Origin of the sequence: Streptomyces sp. NBC_00287 (assembly GCF_036173105.1) — a bacterium.
Taxonomy (GTDB): domain Bacteria; phylum Actinomycetota; class Actinomycetes; order Streptomycetales; family Streptomycetaceae; genus Streptomyces.
This window is the reverse complement of sequence record NZ_CP108053.1, coordinates 8,044,360-8,062,153: the sequence shown is the minus strand read 5'-3', so window position 1 is coordinate 8,062,153 and position 17,794 is coordinate 8,044,360. Positions and strand designations below refer to the sequence as shown.

General features: G+C 69.8%; 15 protein-coding genes, 1 pseudogene and 1 riboswitch. Of the genes and pseudogenes, 3 read left to right on the top strand and 13 right to left on the bottom strand.

The genetic code is table 11. The features are described from left to right. Positions 1-202: 202 nt before the first annotated feature. The gene (locus tag OHT76_RS36520) at positions 203-1,396 is read right to left on the bottom strand and encodes an MBL fold metallo-hydrolase (protein ID WP_328875143.1); all 1,194 of its coding nucleotides are present in this window, start codon (positions 1,394-1,396) and stop codon (positions 203-205) included. A 151-nt stretch (positions 1,397-1,547) separates the two neighbouring features. On the opposite strand from OHT76_RS36520, the gene OHT76_RS36515 reads away from it, so the two are divergent. Next, positions 1,548-2,726 carry a Glu/Leu/Phe/Val dehydrogenase dimerization domain-containing protein gene (locus OHT76_RS36515; protein ID WP_328875142.1) on the top strand — a complete coding sequence of 393 codons (1,179 nt, stop codon included), beginning with the start codon at positions 1,548-1,550 and terminating at the stop codon, positions 2,724-2,726. Between the two features lie 363 nt (positions 2,727-3,089). Beyond that, a complete protein-coding gene (locus OHT76_RS36510; protein ID WP_328875141.1) occupies positions 3,090-3,710 on the top strand; it encodes a TetR/AcrR family transcriptional regulator in 621 nt (206 codons plus the stop codon). A 15-nt stretch (positions 3,711-3,725) separates the two neighbouring features. On the opposite strand, the gene OHT76_RS36505 is transcribed toward OHT76_RS36510, so the two are convergent. The 4 genes from OHT76_RS36505 to OHT76_RS36490 form a co-directional block, all read right to left on the bottom strand. Then, positions 3,726-4,481 carry an SIMPL domain-containing protein gene (locus tag OHT76_RS36505; protein WP_328875140.1) on the bottom strand — a complete coding sequence of 252 codons (756 nt, stop codon included), beginning with the start codon at positions 4,479-4,481 and terminating at the stop codon, positions 3,726-3,728. Between the two features lie 179 nt (positions 4,482-4,660). Beyond that, positions 4,661-5,446 (bottom strand): SGNH/GDSL hydrolase family protein, encoded by a 786-nt coding sequence (locus OHT76_RS36500; protein ID WP_328876713.1) that lies wholly within the window; start codon positions 5,444-5,446, stop codon positions 4,661-4,663. Between the two features lie 162 nt (positions 5,447-5,608). Further along, positions 5,609-6,322, bottom strand: coding sequence for a DUF6250 domain-containing protein (locus tag OHT76_RS36495; protein WP_328875139.1), 714 nt, complete (start codon positions 6,320-6,322; stop codon positions 5,609-5,611). Positions 6,323-6,463: 141 nt separating this feature from the next. After that, positions 6,464-7,405 carry a LysM peptidoglycan-binding domain-containing M23 family metallopeptidase gene (locus OHT76_RS36490; protein ID WP_328875138.1) on the bottom strand — a complete coding sequence of 314 codons (942 nt, stop codon included), beginning with the start codon at positions 7,403-7,405 and terminating at the stop codon, positions 6,464-6,466. Positions 7,406-7,409: 4 nt separating this feature from the next. Then, a riboswitch (cyclic di-AMP (ydaO/yuaA leader) is annotated at positions 7,410-7,573 on the bottom strand. 488 nt (positions 7,574-8,061) lie between these two features. On the opposite strand from OHT76_RS36490, the gene OHT76_RS36485 reads away from it, so the two are divergent. Next, positions 8,062-8,847, top strand: a complete 786-nt coding sequence (locus OHT76_RS36485) for a tyrosine-protein phosphatase (RefSeq protein ID WP_328875137.1) — start codon at positions 8,062-8,064, stop codon at positions 8,845-8,847. 9 nt (positions 8,848-8,856) lie between these two features. Here OHT76_RS36485 and OHT76_RS36480 read toward each other — a convergent pair whose 3' ends face one another. The 8 genes and pseudogenes from OHT76_RS36480 to shc all read right to left on the bottom strand — a co-directional run bounded on the left by OHT76_RS36480 (position 8,857) and on the right by shc (position 17,747). After that, entirely contained in the window at positions 8,857-8,979 is a 123-nt protein-coding gene (locus OHT76_RS36480; protein ID WP_328875136.1) for a DUF6126 family protein, read from the bottom strand. Beyond that, a pseudogene (locus OHT76_RS36475) lies at positions 8,976-9,548 on the bottom strand (XRE family transcriptional regulator). Before OHT76_RS36475 ends, OHT76_RS36480 begins: the two are co-directional and overlap by 4 nt. 75 nt (positions 9,549-9,623) lie before the next feature. After that, entirely contained in the window at positions 9,624-11,009 is a 1,386-nt protein-coding gene (locus tag OHT76_RS36470) for an aspartate aminotransferase family protein (protein WP_328875135.1), read from the bottom strand. Next, positions 11,006-12,898, bottom strand: a complete 1,893-nt coding sequence (dxs, locus tag OHT76_RS36465) for a 1-deoxy-D-xylulose-5-phosphate synthase (protein WP_328875134.1) — start codon at positions 12,896-12,898, stop codon at positions 11,006-11,008. Before dxs ends, OHT76_RS36470 begins: the two co-directional genes overlap by 4 nt. Positions 12,899-12,924: 26 nt before the next feature. Next, the gene (gene ispG / locus OHT76_RS36460; RefSeq protein ID WP_328875133.1) at positions 12,925-14,082 is read right to left on the bottom strand and encodes a flavodoxin-dependent (E)-4-hydroxy-3-methylbut-2-enyl-diphosphate synthase; all 1,158 of its coding nucleotides are present in this window, start codon (positions 14,080-14,082) and stop codon (positions 12,925-12,927) included. A 4-nt stretch (positions 14,083-14,086) separates the two neighbouring features. Next, positions 14,087-15,109, bottom strand: coding sequence for an adenosyl-hopene transferase HpnH (gene hpnH / locus OHT76_RS36455; RefSeq protein WP_328875132.1), 1,023 nt, complete (start codon positions 15,107-15,109; stop codon positions 14,087-14,089). 5 nt (positions 15,110-15,114) lie between these two features. Further along, entirely contained in the window at positions 15,115-15,756 is a 642-nt protein-coding gene (locus OHT76_RS36450; protein ID WP_328875131.1) for a phosphorylase family protein, read from the bottom strand. Continuing rightward, entirely contained in the window at positions 15,756-17,747 is a 1,992-nt protein-coding gene (gene shc, locus OHT76_RS36445; protein WP_328875130.1) for a squalene--hopene cyclase, read from the bottom strand. The genes OHT76_RS36450 and shc overlap by 1 nt, the downstream gene beginning before the upstream one ends. Between the last annotated feature and the right edge of the window lie 47 nt (positions 17,748-17,794).

Below are 17,794 nucleotides of genomic sequence, written 5' to 3'. Positions count from 1 at the left end.
TTCGCTCCCGAACGACACGGCATCGATCACACCTGGTCGGAAGCGGTCGCGGACGAACGGCGAGGGCCGGGGCGCCACTCGCGCCCCGGCCCTCGCCGTTCGTCTTTTCTCCGACTGCGGTCAACCCGCCAATGCCGTTTTCACACTCTCGGGGGTTCTGGCCCGACCGTCACCCGCCGTGTCGGCGCCGCTGTGCCCCGCTTCAGCGGTCGCCCGCCAGATCCAGGTCGCTCCTGGGGCTCTCCTCGGGCGTCGCCACCGGCTCCGGGCCGCGCCAGGGGTGGGGAATGGGTGCGGAGGCGGCTCGCCACCAGGGCTGGACGGGCAGCAGTCCGGCGGGCTCGAACGGCTCGCCGGGCCGGGGGAAGGCGGCCGCCTGGCCGACCTCGTCGGCGGCGTCCCGGGTCCACTCCCCCGGCTCCGCCCACGCGTGCGTGGCGAGGTTGAAGGTGGCCCAGTGGATCGGCAGCAGCACGCCGTGCGGCTTGCCGCCCTGCAGGTCGAGGTGGGCGCGCATGGCCTCCTCGGGCGTCATATGGATGTCCGGCCAGAAGTCGCTGTACGCGCCGAGCTGGATCATCGTCGTGTCGAACGGGCCGTACTCGGCGCCGATGCCCTTGAAGCCCTCGAAGTATCCGGTGTCGCCGCTGTGGTAGATCCGGTGCTCGGATCCGGCGACGGACCAGGAGGCCCACAGCGTGTGCTGGGTGTTGCGCAGGCCGCGGCCGCAGAAGTGCCGGGCCGGGGTGGCGGTGAGGGTGAGCCCGCCGATCTTGGTCGACTCGTGCCAGTCCAGCTCGCGCAGCCGGTCGGCGGAGACGCCCCAGTGCTCCAGGTGGGCGCCGACGCCGAGCGGCACCGCGAACACGGTGTCCGTGCCGGCCAGCGCCTTGATCGAGGGCAGGTCCAGGTGGTCGTAGTGGTCGTGCGAGATCACGACGACGTCCACCGGGCCGAGCGCGGCCAGCGGCAGCGGCACCGGGTGCAGTCGCTTGGGCCCGGCGAAGGAGAACGGGGAGCAGCGCTCGCCCCACACGGGGTCGAAGAGCACTCGGTGCCCGTCGATCTCCGCGAGCACGCTGGAGTGCCCCATCCAGGTGATCCGCAATCCGGTGGCGGGCGGATGCGCGAGGTCGGCAAGCGTGGTGGCGTGCACGGGGACGGTGCCCCGGGGGGATCTGCGCGGTCGCTCGTCCTTGGCGAAGAAGACCTTCGCGAACTCCAGCATCGAGCCGGAGGGCCGGGTCCGGGCGACCCCTCCGGGGTTCTGGAAGACGCCGTCCTTGAAATGGGGCGATCTACGGATGCGCGCCATGCGCTCGCCGGTCGGCTCCGCGCCGAAGGCCGCCGGCTCCAGCGCGCGGAGCACGGAGCTCAGGGAACGGAAACCGGTCACGGTACCTCCATGTGGAGTCGTCGAGGCATCCCATTATGGTCGGCCCCTCCGACAACGACCGCCGCCCGCTCCTTGCTGAAGATCGGTTCAGCACATTGACAGTGCGGGAGCCCGTTCAAGATACTGACTCGCGATTCAGTAAGGAGTCCCCATGACCACCCCCTTCCTGTCGCTCACCTGGGCCGATGACGTCACCGGCCGCCAGGGCTTTCTCGTGATCGACGGGCTGGTGCGCGGGGTGTGCAGCGGCGGTCTGCGGATGCGCGAGGGCTGCACTCTCGACGAGGTCACGGGGCTCGCCCGCGGCATGTCCATGAAGGAAGCGCTGCACTACGACCCGGACGGCCGCTACATCCCCCTCGGCGGCGCCAAGGGCGGCATCGACTGCGATCCGCGGGATCCGGCGGCGTACGACTTGCTCGTGCGCTATCTGCGGGCCGTACGGCCGTACATCGCGAGCTTCTGGGCCACCGGTGAGGACCTCGGGCTCAGCCAGGACCTGGTGGACCGGGCGGCGACCGAGGCGGGCCTGGTGTCGTCGATCCAGGCCGTGTATCCCCTGCTCGACGACGAGGCCGCCGCCCGGCGGCGGCTGGCCGACGCCTTCGCCGTGGAGGTGGACGGCATCGGGCTCGACGAACTGGTCGGCGGCTGCGGGGTGGCGGAGTCCGTGCTCACGGCCCTGGACCGGGCCGGGATGCCGTACGCGGGCACGCGCGTGGCCGTGCAGGGGCTCGGCACCATGGGCGGGGCCACGGCACGGTTCCTCACGCGCGCGGGGCTGACGGTGGTGGCCGTGGCCGACCTCAAGGGCACCGTCGCCAACCCGGCGGGCCTGGACATCGAGAGCCTGCTCGCCGCGCGGGACGCGTACGGCACCGTGGACCGCGCCGCGCTGCGCCCCGGGGACCGTGAACTGCCGGGCGACGCCTGGCTGTCGGTGGACGCGGAGGTGCTGGTGCCGGCGGCCGTGTCCTACGCCGTCGACACCGTGAACCAGGAGCGGATCACCGCCCGCTGGATCGTCGAGGCGGCCAACATGCCGGTACTTCCCGAGGCCGAGGCACTGCTGGCCGCGCGGGGCATCACCGTGCTGCCCGACGTCGTCGTCAACTCCGGGACGAACGCCTGGTGGTGGTGGACCCTCTTCGGCGACATCGGCCCCGACCCGACCGAGGCCTTCACCCACACGCGCCACTCGATGCGGGCCCTGACCGACCGCATGCTGACCCGCGCGGAAACCGACGGAACGACCCCACGCGCGGCAGCCCACGCCATCGCCGCGGACCAGCTGCCGGTGATCGCGGAGCGGTACGGGCGATACCGGTGAGCGCGTGCTGCCGGTCGGCGCGAACCGGGGAGGGGCTGGCCCGAGCATGGAGTTGAGCCGCCCCGCCGCCACAGGTGAGCGCGTGCCACCGATCGGCGCGAACCCGGGAAGGCTGGCCAGAGGGCCGAGGTTGAGCCGCCCGGCCGCCACCGATGAACCCGTCCCGCCGATCGGCGCGAGACCAGGAAGGGCCTGCCCGAAGGACGGGAGTTGAGCCGCCCGGCCGCCACCGATGAACCCGTCCCGCCGATCGGCGCGAACCCGGGACGCGCTCGCCCGAGCGCTGGCTGTCACCCGCCGACCGGTGGCCGCTGACCCCGTGCCCCCCAAGGCGACTCCACCCCCGACGGTAGGGTGAGCCGCGTGGCGAGGGTGCGGTTGAGTGTGGCGGAGCGGCGTGAGGAGTTGCTGCGGGCCGCCATCGAGCAGATCGAGGCGCGGGGCGTAGCGGCGGTCAGGATCGCCGACGTGGCCTCGGCGCTCGGCGTGAGCAACGCCCTGGTGCTCTACCACTTCTCCACCAAGGAGAAGCTGGTCGCAGCCGCCTTCGCCCACGCCGCCGAGGACGACCTCGCCCATCTGCGCAAGCTGCTCGGCCGCCGCACGACCGCGCTGCGCCGACTGCGCACCGCCGTGCGCTGGTACGCGCCCACCGGCCAGGCCAAGGGCTGGCGGCTGTGGATCGAGGGCTGGGCGGCGGCGCTGCGCGAACCCGCGCTGCGCGAGGTCACCCAGGCCCTCGACACGGAGTGGAAGGCGGCCATCGCCGAGGTCATCGCCGAAGGGGTTGCCGCGGGCGAGTTCCACTGCCCCGACCCTCAGGGCGCCGCCCTGCGCCTGACGGCGCTGCTCGACGGCCTCGCCGTCCAGCTGACGTCCTACCCGGGCGCACTGTCACACGCGCGTGCCCAGGAGTGGGCCGACGAGGCACTGGCGCGCGAACTGGGAGTGCAGCGCGGGGCGTTGACCGCGTCGGCCCGCTGAGCCGCCGCCCGAGGATCAGACCAGTTCGTACACGGCCGTAACCCTGACGTCGTCCTGGATCTCACCCGGCGCGATCGGCACGCCCGCCCCGCCGCCCGCGACGTCCGCGGGAGCCGGGACCGGGGAAGGGCCACCGGACGCGCCCTCGGTGAGCGAGATCAGTCGGCCCAGGTGCCGTCCGCTCAGCCGGGCGTACTGGAGTGCTTTCGCATGCGCGTCCTTGTGCGCGGCCTCACGCGCGCGTGCCCGTAGTTCGGTGCGGTCGGCGACATCGAAGACGACCCCGTGGATACGGCCCGCGTCGCCCGTGGCGTCCGTGACGGACTGGAGGATCTCGCCCGTCCGGGCGACCGTGCGGACCTTGAGCGTGAAGTTCTGCGCGGCCTGATACCCGGTCAGCGTGGAGTTGCCGTCCTGGTACTTGTACACGGGCGTGAGGGACAGCCCCTCGGTACGGACATCCTGCTCGGCCACGCCGCGCTCACGCACCGCGGCCAGCAGGGCGTTCGCGGCCTTGCTCTGGGCGACCTGCGCGGCCTGCGCGGTCTTGCCGACGGCCTCCACGCCGACGCTGACGAGCGCCAGATCGGGGGCGGCGGTCGCGGAGCCGACACCGGTCACGGTGACGGTCGACGGTGCCGGCGCGTTGCGTACGACCGGGGCGGCGGATGCGGTCAGCGCGGTCGCCGGAGCGGCGGCGAGGACCGGCAGGCCGAGGGCGAGGAGGGCGACGGCGAGCGTGGCGGTGGTGCGGGGCAGCGGTGCGGACATACGGTGCCGACCTTCCGGACGTCGGGGACGGTTCGCGCCCATCCCAGCACCGGGCCCCGCACGCACGCGTGCACCACTCCCCCGCGGTCACCTCACTGGTCGAGCACGCCGGACGCGGCAGCGGGGAACCTCAGGCCGCCGCCTTTACCGACAGAGCCACACCCACGCTCCACGCACCCTCACACCGCCGACTCGATCCGCATCTTGATGTCGTCCGGCGACAAGCTGCCCTTGGCCGTCACATGGTCCCCCGACGACTCCCCACGCAGCCGCCGCCCGATCCACGGCACCAGATACTCGCGCGCCCAGTGCACATCGTCCCGCCGAACCTCCAACGTGCCGCGCGGCGGCAGCGGTGGCCATGGCTGGTCCGGGTCGGCCGGCACCTCCATGCCGAGGACCTGGCCCGCGCGCAGCGCCACGCGCGTGTGCCCCTCGGGAGAGAGATGCAGCCGGTCGTCGTCCCAGGCGCGCCGGTCCTGCACGGTCTTGAGGGACCACAGGTCGAGCACCGGGCAGCCGTACCGGTCGGCAATGGCCCGCACATGGAGGTTGTACGTGGCGATCTTGCCGCGCAGATGCTTCAGCACCGGCACACCACGGGTGTCGAAGCCGGTCGTCACCATGACGGTGCCGACGGACTCGGTGAGCCGGGCGATGGCCCGCTCGAAGCGCTCGGCGACTTCGTCGGGATCGGTGCCGGGCCGGATGATGTCGTTGCCGCCGGCGCAGAACGAGACCAGGTCCGGGGCGAGTTCAAGGGCCCTCGGCAGTTGGTCCGCCACGATCTGGTCCAGCAGCTTGCCGCGTACAGCCAGGTTCGTATAACTGAAGTCGCCCTCGGGCCGGCGGTCCGCGAGCAGCACCGCGAACCGGTCGGCCCAGCCGACGAACGCCCCGTCCGGGCCGGGGTCACCGACGCCCTCGGTGAAGCTGTCCCCCACCGCCACGTACGACCCGATCACTGCTCTGTTGTCACTCTTCGAATCGTCTGCCACATCGGCTCATGATTCACCTTCGAATGTGACCTACGCGACCGTAGGCAGGGGTTGACGGGCGGTGAGATAAGCCACTCCTAAAGCCTTCACCAATTCCGGAATAGACCTCGGATCAGGGCTGTTGAGGCGTCAATCGCCAGACGGAGTCAATCGCCGCACCCGGAAGTCAGTGATCCGGAAATGACTCCAGGTGGTACGGAAGGCGAAGTGCCCGCCCGTGTACGGCTCGGGGTCGGTGTAGTCGAAGACGAGCCGCCCGTTGTTCCACCACTGGACGGTCGGGCCGTCGGAGACGATCCGGACCCGGTTCGGCTCGTTCGGCACCAGCAGCGGCTCGGTGTAGTCGTAGAGCAGCGGACGCACCCCGGCCTCGCCGACGTACCGGCGCAGCCGCGTCGTGGTGTTGTAGTTGGCGCCGTAGCCGGAGTAGTACGTCTTGAGGTAGTCGTACTCGGCCAGCGCCCCGCCCCTCGGTGTGGCGAAGAGGTCGTCGGGGGAACGGACGTCGACGGCGTTCCAGAAGTTGTTGAGGTCGGAGACCCGGTCGTTGACCCCGCCCTCGGAGACGGGTGTGGCGGTGTACTCCAGGACGTACGGGCCTTCGAACCGCTCCCGGAACCAGATCGTCGCCCCCGCGGGCACGTCGACCTCCAGGGTGCCGCGGGCGGCGGTGACACTGCCGCCCTTCTCCAGTTCCACGGCCCATTGACGGAGGCCATGGTGGAAGTCGTCGCGGGCGAGGAGGCGGCGGTGGCGGGGCGACGCGCTCGCGGCCGCCGGGGCGAGGGCCGCCAGGGCGGCTCCGGCGGCCAGGGCACCGAATGCTCTACGTGTGGTCGTCATGGGACACGGCTCCTTCGGGTGATCAGCGACAGAAAGCGCTTACCCCTCGGAGGGCCGGACAACACCGAAGGCCGGACCCGGGGATCGGGGGTCCGGCCTTCGGAGGCGTGTCAGGCAGGTGGTTCTTCAGCGATACGTCCGTCAGCCGACGGAGACGCCCTTGGAGCTGAGGTAGGCGACCGGGTCGACGTCCGAGCCGTAGTCCGGCGTGGTGCGGATCTCGAAGTGCAGGTGCGGGCCGGTCGAGTTGCCGGTCGAACCGGAGAGACCGACCTGCTGGCCCGCCGTCACCGACTGACCGCTGGAGACGGACAGCGAGGACAGGTGGGCGTACTGCGCATAGTGGCCGTCGGCGAGCTGGATGACGACCTGGTTGCCGTACGCGCCCGCCCAGCCGGCCGAGACGACGGTGCCCGCGCCCACGGCCTTCAGGGAGGTACCGCTCGGGACGACGAAGTCGACGCCGGTGTGGTAGCCGCTGGACCACATGCTGCCCGCGACCTTGTAAGCGGTGCCGACGCCGGAGCCGGAGACCGGAGCGGTGAAGCCACTGGCGGAGGACTGGGCGGCCTGCGTGGTGGTGGTCGCCTTGGACTCGGCGGACTGCGAAGCCTCCGATGACTTGGCGGAGTTCGAAGAGGACTTCGCGGAGGACTTGGCAGCCGGCTTCTCGGCGGTGTCCGTCGTCGCGGCCTTCTTGCCGATCGACAACTTCAGGCCGGGGTGGATCAGCGCCGGGTCGTCGCCGACGGCCTCACGGTTGTCCTGGTAGAGCTTCTCCCAGCCACCGCTGACGTTCTGCTCGTTCGCGATCTTCGAAAGGTAGTCCCCCGACCGCACCGTGTACGTCTTCGCGACTGCCTTCTTCTTGGTGGCCTTCTTCTCGGCCGCCTTCTTGTCCGCGGTCTGAGCCGACTGGACCGACTGAACGGCCTTTTCCGAAACGGACTGCGACGGGGCCGCGTGGGCGCCGGTGGCTCCCAGGAACGGGAGGGCGAGCGCGGCGCCACCGGTTCCGGCGACGGCGATCGAGCGGGTGAAGCGCAAGGTCTTGGGACGGCGGTGCTTACCCTTCGCGGGCATGGCGAATTCCTCTCCGGCGCCTACGAGGTGAGCTGTCGGGTTCGGACTGGAGATGTCCGGCCGCGCGCTGGGCGCGACTTGACCCCAAGCCTGTTCCGGAGACCGGACCAGGCGGTGGTGCCTGTGGGTCCCCCGCTCCTGCCATGTACGGGTGAGTGTGTGCGGATTCCGAGCAGTGGCAGGATTCGGCGTCCGCTCGGATTGGTGGCGAACGTAAGCGACCAAGACGCAAAGGGACAAGCAGAAGGTTCCACCCGAAGGCATACCTCTTGATCCCTTGTGAGAATTCCCAGTCACTTTCTGTGCATTAAGGCATGCCCGGTTCCGGCAAATGCCCTTGAAAACCGCCTGAATTACGTGAACATGACGGGCGACGCTCGGTCACGAATATGACGCTGCTCACGTGACGATGCTCCACACTCCTTTATTCCAGAGCGAGTTGGAATGAAGGCTGCAATTCGGACAGAACACTCAGAAGCGACGCAGGCGGCGAAGTGTCACATCAAGGTCGACCAGTAAACCCGCGATGAATCAGCAGGGTTTCAACGTTGTTCGCCCGTTTTGCCTCATTCAATGGCCGGCCAGTACTCATGTCGTATCGTCGAGGCGTGCCCGTCGGCGAGCCGAGTCGGCGGGATCCGGTGGGAGGAGCCCAAGTGACGCAGCAGGTCCCGTCGACCGAGCCCGAGCTGGCCGCAGTGCGCAACTTCCGTGATGTGGGCGGGCTGCCGACCACGGACGGACGGCGGGTGCGGCACGGAGTGCTGTTCCGCAGCGGCCACCTCGCGCACGCGACCGAACAGGACGCGGCGTTCCTCGACTCCCTCGGCCTGCACACGATCTTCGACTTCCGCAACGCAGCGGACCAGAAGCTGGAGGGCCCCGACGTCGAGCTGCCGGGTGTCCGGAATGTGAACCTCCCGCTGACCGACCCCGCGGACGGCGCCGAGTTCTGGAAGATGGTCCGCGACGGCGAGATCGAGCAGCTGCGGGAGATCCTGGACGACGGCAAAGCCGCGAACCGGATGATCGAGTCATATCGCACGATCGTCAAGGAGCGCACCGCCGAGCACTCCCAGGTGCTGCACTCCCTCGCCGAGGACAGCGTCCCGGCCCTGATGCACTGCGCGGCCGGCAAGGACCGGGCCGGCCTGTCCATCGCGGTGACGCTGCTCGCCCTGGGCGTCGAGCGCGAGGCGATCCTCGCCGACTACCTGGAGTCGAACGCCAAGCACCGTCGCTACAAGGTGCAGCGCAACAACACCTACACCCCCGAGGTCATGGAGCTGCTCAGCCCTCTGTTCGACGCGCGCGCCGAGTACCTCACGGCGGCCTTCGACACCATCGAGGCGACCTGGGGCAACGTCGACACCTACCTGGAGCAGGCGCTGGGGCTCACCCCCGAGATCCGCGAGCGGCTGCGGGACCGGCTGCTCGACTGAGCCCAGCGGCTACTGCTTGGCGCCGAGCTCGAACAGCAGGTAGATGAACGCGGCGAAGGCGTGTCCCACCGCCAGGTAGATGATCAGCCGAACCCACAGGGCGCGCGGGAACTTCTCCTCCATGTCGCTCATGGCAGCTCTCCAGGGGTCGGGCCCAGGCACAGTGCGGCCGTGGGGCTCTGCAGCAGGGTGTGGACGAACAGGAGCTCGACCCCGTCCGCGTCGAGGGCGGCGATGCGGTGCGGGGTGAGCGAGTCGAAGTGGGCGCTGTCGCCCGGTGCCGGACGGGACGCGGACGGGCAGCGCCTGCGCGCCGCGTCCCCGTCGGCAACTGTCTCATCGGCTCCGAGACGGTCGTACCTTGAAGTTCTCTCCCGACTGAGCCGGGAGATTCTCCCCTGGATCACTCCGGGGAGTTTGACAGGTCATCCTGTCCGACGACGACCCTTCCGGCCGCCGGAGCAAGTACGGGACTCACTCGGATCATTGGGGACTTGGCTGTCACCCCCAATGGGCCACCGAGCGTATCAGGTGCGTCACGGAGCGATACGACTGGTTTCCGCTCCGTCAGGCGCGGCCGGCGACAGACCGGCGGAGCGGGCCGCGGCCTCCAGGGTGAGGGCGGCCCGGCGTCGCAGGGCACGGAGCTGCGGCGCCACCAGGGGCAGGTCGTCGACCGGCCCGGTCTCGGGAGAGCTCATGCTCTCCATTCAGCCGAAGGTTTGCCTCTGCGGCAAATTTCTTGCCTCAGAGGCAATACGGCCAGAGGCAAGGCGCTATCGGTTGGCGACGGCCTGCTTCACCAGCGTCTTCCCGAAGTCCCACATCAGCCCGCCCCCGCTGTGCGCGTCGTCCATCACCTCGGTGAAGGCCTCGACGAACCGCTCCACCTCCCGCTCCCCGACGATCAGCGGCGGAATCAGCTTGATCACCTCCAGATGGTCGCCCGAGACCTGGGTGAGGATCCGGTGCCTCTGAAGCAGGGGTACGACGACCATCTGCGCGAACAGACCCTTGCGGGCCGCCTGGAGCATGGCCCACCGGCTGCGCAGTTTCAGCGAGGAGGGCCTGCCGAACTCGATGCCGATCATCAGGCCCCGGCCGCGTACGTCGGCGAGCAGCTCGTACTTGTCGACCAGTGCGGCGAGCCGGGACTTCAGCAGCTCGCCGGTGGCGCGGGCGTTCGCGACGATCTGCTCGTTCTCCATGACCGCCAGCACGGCGAGCCCGGCCGCCATGGCCTGCGCGTTGGACCCGAAGCTCGCCGAGTGCACCAGCACCCGGTCCATCGACGAGTAGACCTTCTTGAAGATCCAGTCCTTGCCCAGAGTGGCGCCGACCGGCACATAGCCGCCGGAAAGCGCCTTGGCCACGCACACCAGGTCCGGCTCCACGCCGTCATCGTGCTGGTAGGCGTAGAAGTCCCCGGTCCGGCCGAGCCCGGTCTGCACCTCGTCGGCGATGAGCAGCGCCTTGTGCTTGTGCAGCAGTTCCTGGGCGGCCCGCAGATAGCCGGGCGGGGCCTCGTGCACGCCCTTGCCCTGGATCGGCTCGACGATCAGGGCGGCGACGTCGCCCTTCTTCAACTCCCGTGCCAGGGCGTCGAGATCACCGAGGGGTAGGGCCGTGTCGGGCAGCAGCGGGGCGAAGCCGTCCCGGAAGCCGTCCTCGCCGTTGACGGACAGGGAGCCGGTGGTCAGCCCGTGGAAGGCGTGGTCGCAGTAGAGGATCCGCGGCTTGCCCGTCGCCCGGCGGGCGAACTTCAGCGCGGTCTCTACCGCCTCCGTTCCGCTGTTGCCGAAGAACGCCCGGTCCAGGTGCGGGCTGTGCGCGAGGAGCTTCTCGGCGAGCAGCCCGGGCAGGGGCTGGCAGTCGAAGCGGGTGAGGTCGGCGAGCTGGGCGTCGAGGACGTCGTGCAGCGCCTTGCGGACGACGGGGTGGTGGCGGCCCAGGCCCATCACCCCGAACCCGGCGAGCATGTCCAGGTAGTCGTTGCCGTCCGCGTCCCAGAAGTGGGCGCCCTCGGCCCGCTCGTAGACCTTGTCGAAGCCGATGGTGTGCAGCATGCGCGGGAGCTGGTGGTTCAGATACTTGCCGTGCAGCTCGTAGCGCTCGGCTCCGCGCTCGGCCAGTAGCGCGCCGAGGTCGAACTCCGTGGTCATTCCGCTGTCTCCTTGACTGGCTCCTGGACGGCCAGGCTCGCGCTGATCCGTCCGGCGACCTCGACGGGCGTGAGCCCGATGTCGGCCAGCACCTCGCCGCGTTTGGCGTGGGCGAGGAACTGCTCGGGGATCCCGAACCGCCGTACCGGGACGTCGACATCGGCGTCACCGAGGGCCAGCGCCACGGCGGCGCCCACCCCGGCGGCCCGGCTGTTGTCCTCGACGACGGCCACCAGCCGGTGTCCGGCGGCGAGTCCGGGCAGCGCGGGGTCGACGGGCTTGACCCAACGCGGGTCTACGACCGTGCAGTTGACGCCCCGCGCCTCCAGCAGCTCGGCCGCCTGGAGGCAGACGGGAGCCATGACGCCGACCGCGACCAGGAGGACCTCGGGCCGTTCCCCAAGGTGCAGCACATCCAGTCCGCCGATCCGGTCCACCGCCGGAACCGCCGGGCCGACGGACTCCTTCGGGAACCGGATGAGCGTCGGCGCGTCGTCCACGGCGACCGCTTCCCGTAGCTGCGCCCGCAGTTGGTCGGCGTCGCGCGGCGCGGCAATCCTGAGGCCGGGGACGACCTGGAGGATCGACAGGTCCCACATGCCGTTGTGGGAGGCGCCGTCGACGCCGGTGACACCGGCCCGGTCCAGAACGAAGGTGACCCCGCAGTTGTGCAGGGCGACGTCCATCAGGAGCTGGTCGAAGGCCCGGTTGAGGAAGGTGGCGTAGACGGCGACGACGGGATGGACACCGCCGGTGGCGAGCCCCGCGGCGGACACCGCGGCATGCTGCTCGGCGATGCCGACATCCCAGACCCGGTCCGGGAACCTCTGAGCGAACTTGCCAAGACCCACCGGGTGCAGCATGGCCGCCGTGATCGCGACGACGTCCTCGCGCTCCTCCCCGATCCGCACGATCTCGTCGCCGAACACCGAGGTCCAGGAAGGCCCGTTGGACGGCGCGAGCGGCTCACAGGTGAGCGGGTCCATCACGCCGACGGTGTGGAAGTGGTCCTCCTCGTGGGCGAGGGCGGGTTCGTAGCCGCGGCCCTTCTCGGTGAGGCAGTGGACCAGGACGGGCCCGTGGAAGCGTTTCGCGCGGCGCAGCGCGGACTCGACGGCGCCGATGTCGTGTCCGTCGATGGGTCCGACGTACTTCAGGCCCAGGTCCTCGAACAGGCCCTGCGGGGCGAAGGCGTCCTTGAAACCCTTCTTGGCGCCGTGCAGGGCCTCGTAGACGGTGTGGCCGACCACAGGTGTGCGCAGCAGGACGTCCTTGCCCCAGGCCAGCACCTTCTCGTAGCCGTCGGTGGTGCGCAGGGTGGCGAGGTGGTTGGCGAGCCCCCCGATGGTCGGCGCGTAGGAGCGCTCGTTGTCGTTGACGACGATGATCAGCGGCCGGTCCTTGGCGGCGGCGATGTTGTTCAGCGCCTCCCAGGCCATGCCGCCGGTGAGCGCGCCGTCACCGATCACCGCGACGACATGTCCCTTCTCGCCCTGCACCTGGCGGGCCTTGGCGAGCCCGTCGGCCCAGCCGAGCGCCGTGGAGGCATGGCTGTTCTCGACGATGTCGTGCTCGGACTCCTCGCGCGAGGGGTAGCCGGACAGGCCGCCCTTGCCACGCAGCTTGGAGAAGTCCTGACGCCCCGTCAACAACTTGTGTACGTAGCTCTGATGGCCGGTGTCCCACACGATCCGGTCGACCGGCGACTCGAAGACCCGGTGGAGCGCGATGGAGAGTTCCACCACCCCCAGATTGGGCCCGAGATGACCGCCGGTCCTCGCGACCGCGTGCACCAGGAACTCCCTGATCTCGTCGGACAGTTCCCCGAGTTCCGCCTCGGACAGCGCCTTCAGATCGCGTGGTCCCCGGATGTTCTCCAGAATCGTCACGTCGGGCCCCCTTCGGTCCGTGCTGCTCAACTCACGGTGACGGCCGGCTCCCCCGACTCGACGCCGTCCTGCTCCATCTGCTCGGCGATCTTCATCGCCTCCTCGATGAGGGTCTCCACGATCTTCGACTCGGGCACGGTCTTGATGACCTCGCCCTTCACGAAGATCTGCCCCTTGCCGTTGCCGGAGGCGACCCCGAGGTCCGCCTCCCGGGCCTCGCCGGGACCGTTGACCACACACCCCATGACGGCCACCCGCAGGGGCACTTCCATGCCCTCCAGGCCGGCCGTGACCTCGTCGGCGAGCTTGTAGACGTCGACCTGGGCGCGCCCGCAGGACGGGCACGAGACGATCTCCAGCCGCCGCTGCCTGAGCCCCAGCGACTCCAGGATCTGGATGCCGACCTTGACCTCCTCGGCGGGCGGGGCGCTCAGCGAGACGCGGATCGTGTCGCCGATGCCCCGCGACAGCAGCGCCCCGAAGGCCACCGCCGACTTGATCGTCCCCTGGAAGGCCGGACCGGCCTCGGTGACGCCCAAGTGCAGCGGATAGTCGCACTGTTCGGCCAACTGCTGGTACGCGCTGACCATGACCACGGGATCGTTGTGCTTCACCGAGATCTTGATGTCCCGGAACCCGTGCTCCTCGAAGAGCGACGCCTCCCACAGCGCGCTCTCGACCAGCGCCTCCGGCGTCGCCTTGCCGTACTTCTGCAGCAGCCTCCGGTCCAGCGACCCCGCGTTGACCCCGATCCGGATAGGCGTGCCGTGATCGGACGCGGCCCGCGCGATCTCCTTCACCTTGTCGTCGAACTGCTTGATGTTGCCGGGATTGACGCGTACGGCGGCACAGCCGGCCTCGATCGCGGCGAAGACGTACTTGGGCTGGAAGTGGATGTCCGCGATCACCGGGATCTGCGACTTGCGCGCGATGGTCGCCAGGGCGTCCGCGTCGTCCTGCGTGGGGCAGGCGACGCGGACGATCTGGCAGCCGGACGCGGTGAGTTCGGCGATCTGCTGCAAGGTGGCACCGATGTCGGACGTACGGGTCGTCGTCATCGACTGCACCGACACCGGGGCCCCGCCCCCGACCGCCACCGGCCCGACCTGGATCCGCCGCGACACGCGCCGCTCGGCGATCGGCCGGACCGGTACCTCGGGGACGCCCAAGGAGATGGCGGTCATGACGTCACTCCCGGTTTCCGTTGACCGTCTCGCGCATGGCGCGCAGCGACTCCTTGAGGGAGCCCATGGTGGCGAGGACAGCGGTGGGCTCGTAGCCGCAGTGCGCCATGCAGTTGGCGCAGCGCGGGTCCTTGCCGCGGCCGTACTTGTCCCAGTCGGTCTCCTCGATGAGTTCGCGGTACGTCGGCACATACCCGTCGCTCATCAGGTAGCAGGGGCGCTGCCAGCCGAAGAGGGAGTAGTTCGGGATCGCCCACGCGGTGCACGGGAAGTCGACCTTGCCCTCCAGGAAGTCCAGGAAGAGCGGGGAGTGGTTGAGCCGCCACTTGCGCCGGTTGCCGCCCGCGAAGGCCTTCTTGAACAGCTCGCGGGTCTGCTCGACACCGAGGAAGTGCTCCTGGTCGGGCGCCTTCTCGTAGGCGTAGGCGGGGGAGATCATCATCTCGTCGACCTTCAGGTCGTCGTTGAGGAAGTTGAGGACCTCGATGATGGTCTGCGGGGTGTCGGTGTTGAAGAAGGTCGAGTTGGTGGTCACCCGGAAGCCGCACTTCTTGGCTTCCTTGATGGCCTCTACGGCCTCGTCGAACACGCCTTCCTTCGCCACCGACTCGTCGTGGCGCTCGCGCAGGCCGTCGATGTGCACGGCGAAGGCGAAGTAGGGCGAGGGCTTGAACTTGTCCATCTTCTTGCGCAGCAGCATGGCATTGGTGCACAGGAAGACGTATTTCCGCCTTGCCACCAACTGTCGCACGATCTCGTCGATCTGAGGGTGCATCAGGGGCTCACCGCCGGCGATGGACACCATCGGCGCGCCGGATTCGAGCACCGCTCCCACGGCCTGTGCGACCGGCATGCGCTGCTTGAGCACCCCCGCCGGATGCTGGATCTTGCCGCAACCCTCGCACTTGAGGTTGCACGCGAACAGCGGTTCCAGCTCGACGATCAGCGGGAACTTGTCGCGCTTGCGGAGCTTTTGTTCGACCAAGTAAGTAGCGACCTTGATGGACTGACGCAGCGGCATGGCCATCTGGCTCACCTCCTGGGGAGCAGCAAAGAACGGTGCCATTCGAAGAAAGCGGGAAGGACCGACCTAAGGACACGGAACGCTGATATTCCCCCGCGCACCGTGCCGATCCGGACGAGTTCATGTTCTGGAGCGTCCACGACCACCCGTACGGCCGCAACGGGGCGCTCACCCGCGCGCACGGCGCTCAGGAGCGTCGCCGCCGACTCCATGTCGACCGCGATTGCGCCGGTCGAGAGCAGATCGGACCGTTCCTGACCACGGACCACATGATCAGAGCCGGTGAGCGGTCCGGTGTGGACGGTGCGCCCCGGTACTGCGCGGGTGAGTTCCTTGACGAGCAGCTCGGTCGCGACGCACTCGGTGGTCCCGCGCGGATCACGGGTCTCCTCGGCGACGACCAGGTCACCGGGGTGCATCCCGGGGGCGAGCCCCGCGCAGAAGCCGGTGGCGAGCACGGCGGCCCCGGCGAGCGCCGGGTCGGCCAGGACCCGGGTGACGGACCGCTCGGCCGCCTTGGGTCCCATACCGGTCCGCAGGACGGTGACCGGCCCGCCGGCCTCGCTGTGACCGCCGGTGCGCAGGGCGAAGTGCTCGATGCCGAGCGCGCAGGCGATCAGCAGCGGCGCCGGAGCGGGCTGTGTGCTCATCAGCCCCCCTGGGATCCGGCGAAGGGCTCGCCGTGCACGTACCGGCCGAGCGCGGTGAGCGGGAACACCTGCCGGTAGAGGTGGTAGTTGATGGAGAAGTCCCAGGGGAACCCGGTGCCGGTGAAGTACGGCTCGTCCCAGGAGCCGTCCGCGCGCTGGGTGGCCGCGAGCCACTCGACGCCGCGCTCCACGGCCTTGGAGTCCTTCTCCCCCGCGGCGAGCAGCGCCATCAGGGCCCACGCGGTCTGCGAGGCGGTGGAGGCGCCCCGGCCGCTGAAGCCCTTGACGTCCTTGTACGACCGCAGGTCCTCGCCCCAGCCGCCGTCGTCGTTCTGGACGGACTCCAGCCAGACCACGGCCCGGCGGATCGCCGGGTGCGAGGCGGGGATTCCGGCGGCGGTGAGGGCGGGTACGACGGACCCGGTGCCGTAGACGTAGTTGACGCCCCAGCGTCCGAACCACGAGCCGTCCGGCTCCTGTTCGGCCAGCAGCCACTGGATGCCCCGCCGGGTGCGCGGGTCGTGGGCGAGGCCCTCGACCGCGAGCATCTCGACGACGTGCGCGGTGACATCGGCCGACGGCGGGTCGATGACCTCACCGAAGTCGCAGAACGGCAGCCGGTTGGGGAAGGGACTGGTGTTGTCGACGTCGAAGGCGCCCCAAGCGCCGTTCTTCGACTGCATCCCGAGGTTCCAGCGCACCCCGCGCCCGATCGCCTTCTCCACGCGCTCCGGGTCGTGGTGCCTGACCCGGCGCAGCGCCAGGACCACCTCGGCGGTGTCGTCGATGTCGGGGTAGTTGTCGTTGTGGAACTCGAACGCCCAGCCGCCCGGCGGCAGCCCCGGCCGCTTCACGGCCCAGTCGCCGGGCCGGACGATCTCCTCGCCGAGCATCCAGTCGGCCGCCTTGACCAGTTGAGGATGGTCGGCGGGCACCCCGGCGTCGGCGAGCGCGATGGTGGCGAGGCAGGTGTCCCACACCGGGGACTGGCAGGCCTCGATCATGCGGGCCCCGTCCTCGCGCCAGACGGCGAAACGGTCCAGCGAGGCCAAACCCTCGCGGATCACGGGGTGTTCGAGGTCGTAGCCGAGCAGATGCAGAGCGATGATCGAGTACATCGCAGGCGGCTGGATACCGCCCCAGCAGCCGTCGTTCTCCTGCCGCTCGATGATCCAGCGGGCGGCGCTGTTCATCGCGGCCCGGCGCAGCCTGCGCGGGGCGACCTTGCGCAGTTGGTGCAGCGCCTTGTCGAGCCGCTGGAATGCGCCGTCCCAACTCGCCGCCGGAGCAAGGGGCTTGGCCGGGTTGGGGTTCGCCGGGTCGGTGTGCAGTTCGTCCAGCGGGAAGGGTGCGGGCCGTACCGGCCGCTTGGCCGAGACGATCGTCAGCGGGACGATGGTCTGGCGGGCCCAGCAGCCGAAGTCGTAGATGTTGAGCGGCACCCAGGTCGGGAAGTAGATGAGCTCGGGCGGGAGTTCGGGCAGGTCCTCCCACTTCCACCAGCCGAACAGGGCCAGCCAGATCCGGGTGAAGACCCGGGCTGCGGCGATGCCTCCCTGGGCCCTGATCCACTCCGCCGCCTTCGCCATGTGCGGTGCGTCGGGGGTGTCGCCGGCCAGGCGGAGGGCGACGTAGGCCTCGATGGTGGCGGAGAGGTCGCCCGGTCCGCCGTAGAAGGTGGCCCAGGTGCCGTCCTCGCGCTGCTCGCCGCGGATGAACAGGCCGGCGGCGTGGGTGGTGGACTCGTCCCGGATCCCCAGGAACTGACGGAGCAGCAGGTCCTCGGCGTCCATGGTGACGTTGGTCTCCAGGTCGCCCTTCCACCAGCCCTGGGCGTCCTGCCGGGACAGCAGGAAGTCGGTGGCACGCCGCACGGCACGCTCGGCGGCGTCATGAACCCCCGCCGCCGCGGGGGTGGTGCTGTCGGTTTCGCTGGCCGCGGCAGCGCGGGGCTGCAGGGCCCCGGTGCTTCCGTCGGTCGTCGCTGTCATGGCTTCCCCTTCGTGCAGTGTGCAAATGGTGCGTCTGCTGTGGGTCC

Bases quoted from the DNA above. Each gene is read 5' to 3' on its own strand.
- OHT76_RS36490 (WP_328875138.1), bottom strand. From the start codon at position 7,405: ATGCCCGCGAAGGGTAAGCACCGCCGTCCCAAGACCTTGCGCTTCACC.
- OHT76_RS36515 (WP_328875142.1), top strand. From the start codon at position 1,548: ATGACCACCCCCTTCCTGTCGCTCACCTGGGCCGATGACGTCACCGGC.
- OHT76_RS36495 (WP_328875139.1), bottom strand. From the start codon at position 6,322: ATGACGACCACACGTAGAGCATTCGGTGCCCTGGCCGCCGGAGCCGCC.
- OHT76_RS36450 (WP_328875131.1), bottom strand. From the start codon at position 15,756: ATGAGCACACAGCCCGCTCCGGCGCCGCTGCTGATCGCCTGCGCGCTC.
- shc (WP_328875130.1), bottom strand. From the start codon at position 17,747: ATGACAGCGACGACCGACGGAAGCACCGGGGCCCTGCAGCCCCGCGCT.
- OHT76_RS36480 (WP_328875136.1), bottom strand. From the start codon at position 8,979: ATGAGCGACATGGAGGAGAAGTTCCCGCGCGCCCTGTGGGTTCGGCTG.
- ispG (WP_328875133.1), bottom strand. From the start codon at position 14,082: ATGACCGCCATCTCCTTGGGCGTCCCCGAGGTACCGGTCCGGCCGATC.
- OHT76_RS36470 (WP_328875135.1), bottom strand. From the start codon at position 11,009: ATGACCACGGAGTTCGACCTCGGCGCGCTACTGGCCGAGCGCGGAGCC.
- OHT76_RS36505 (WP_328875140.1), bottom strand. From the start codon at position 4,481: ATGTCCGCACCGCTGCCCCGCACCACCGCCACGCTCGCCGTCGCCCTC.
- hpnH (WP_328875132.1), bottom strand. From the start codon at position 15,109: ATGGCCATGCCGCTGCGTCAGTCCATCAAGGTCGCTACTTACTTGGTC.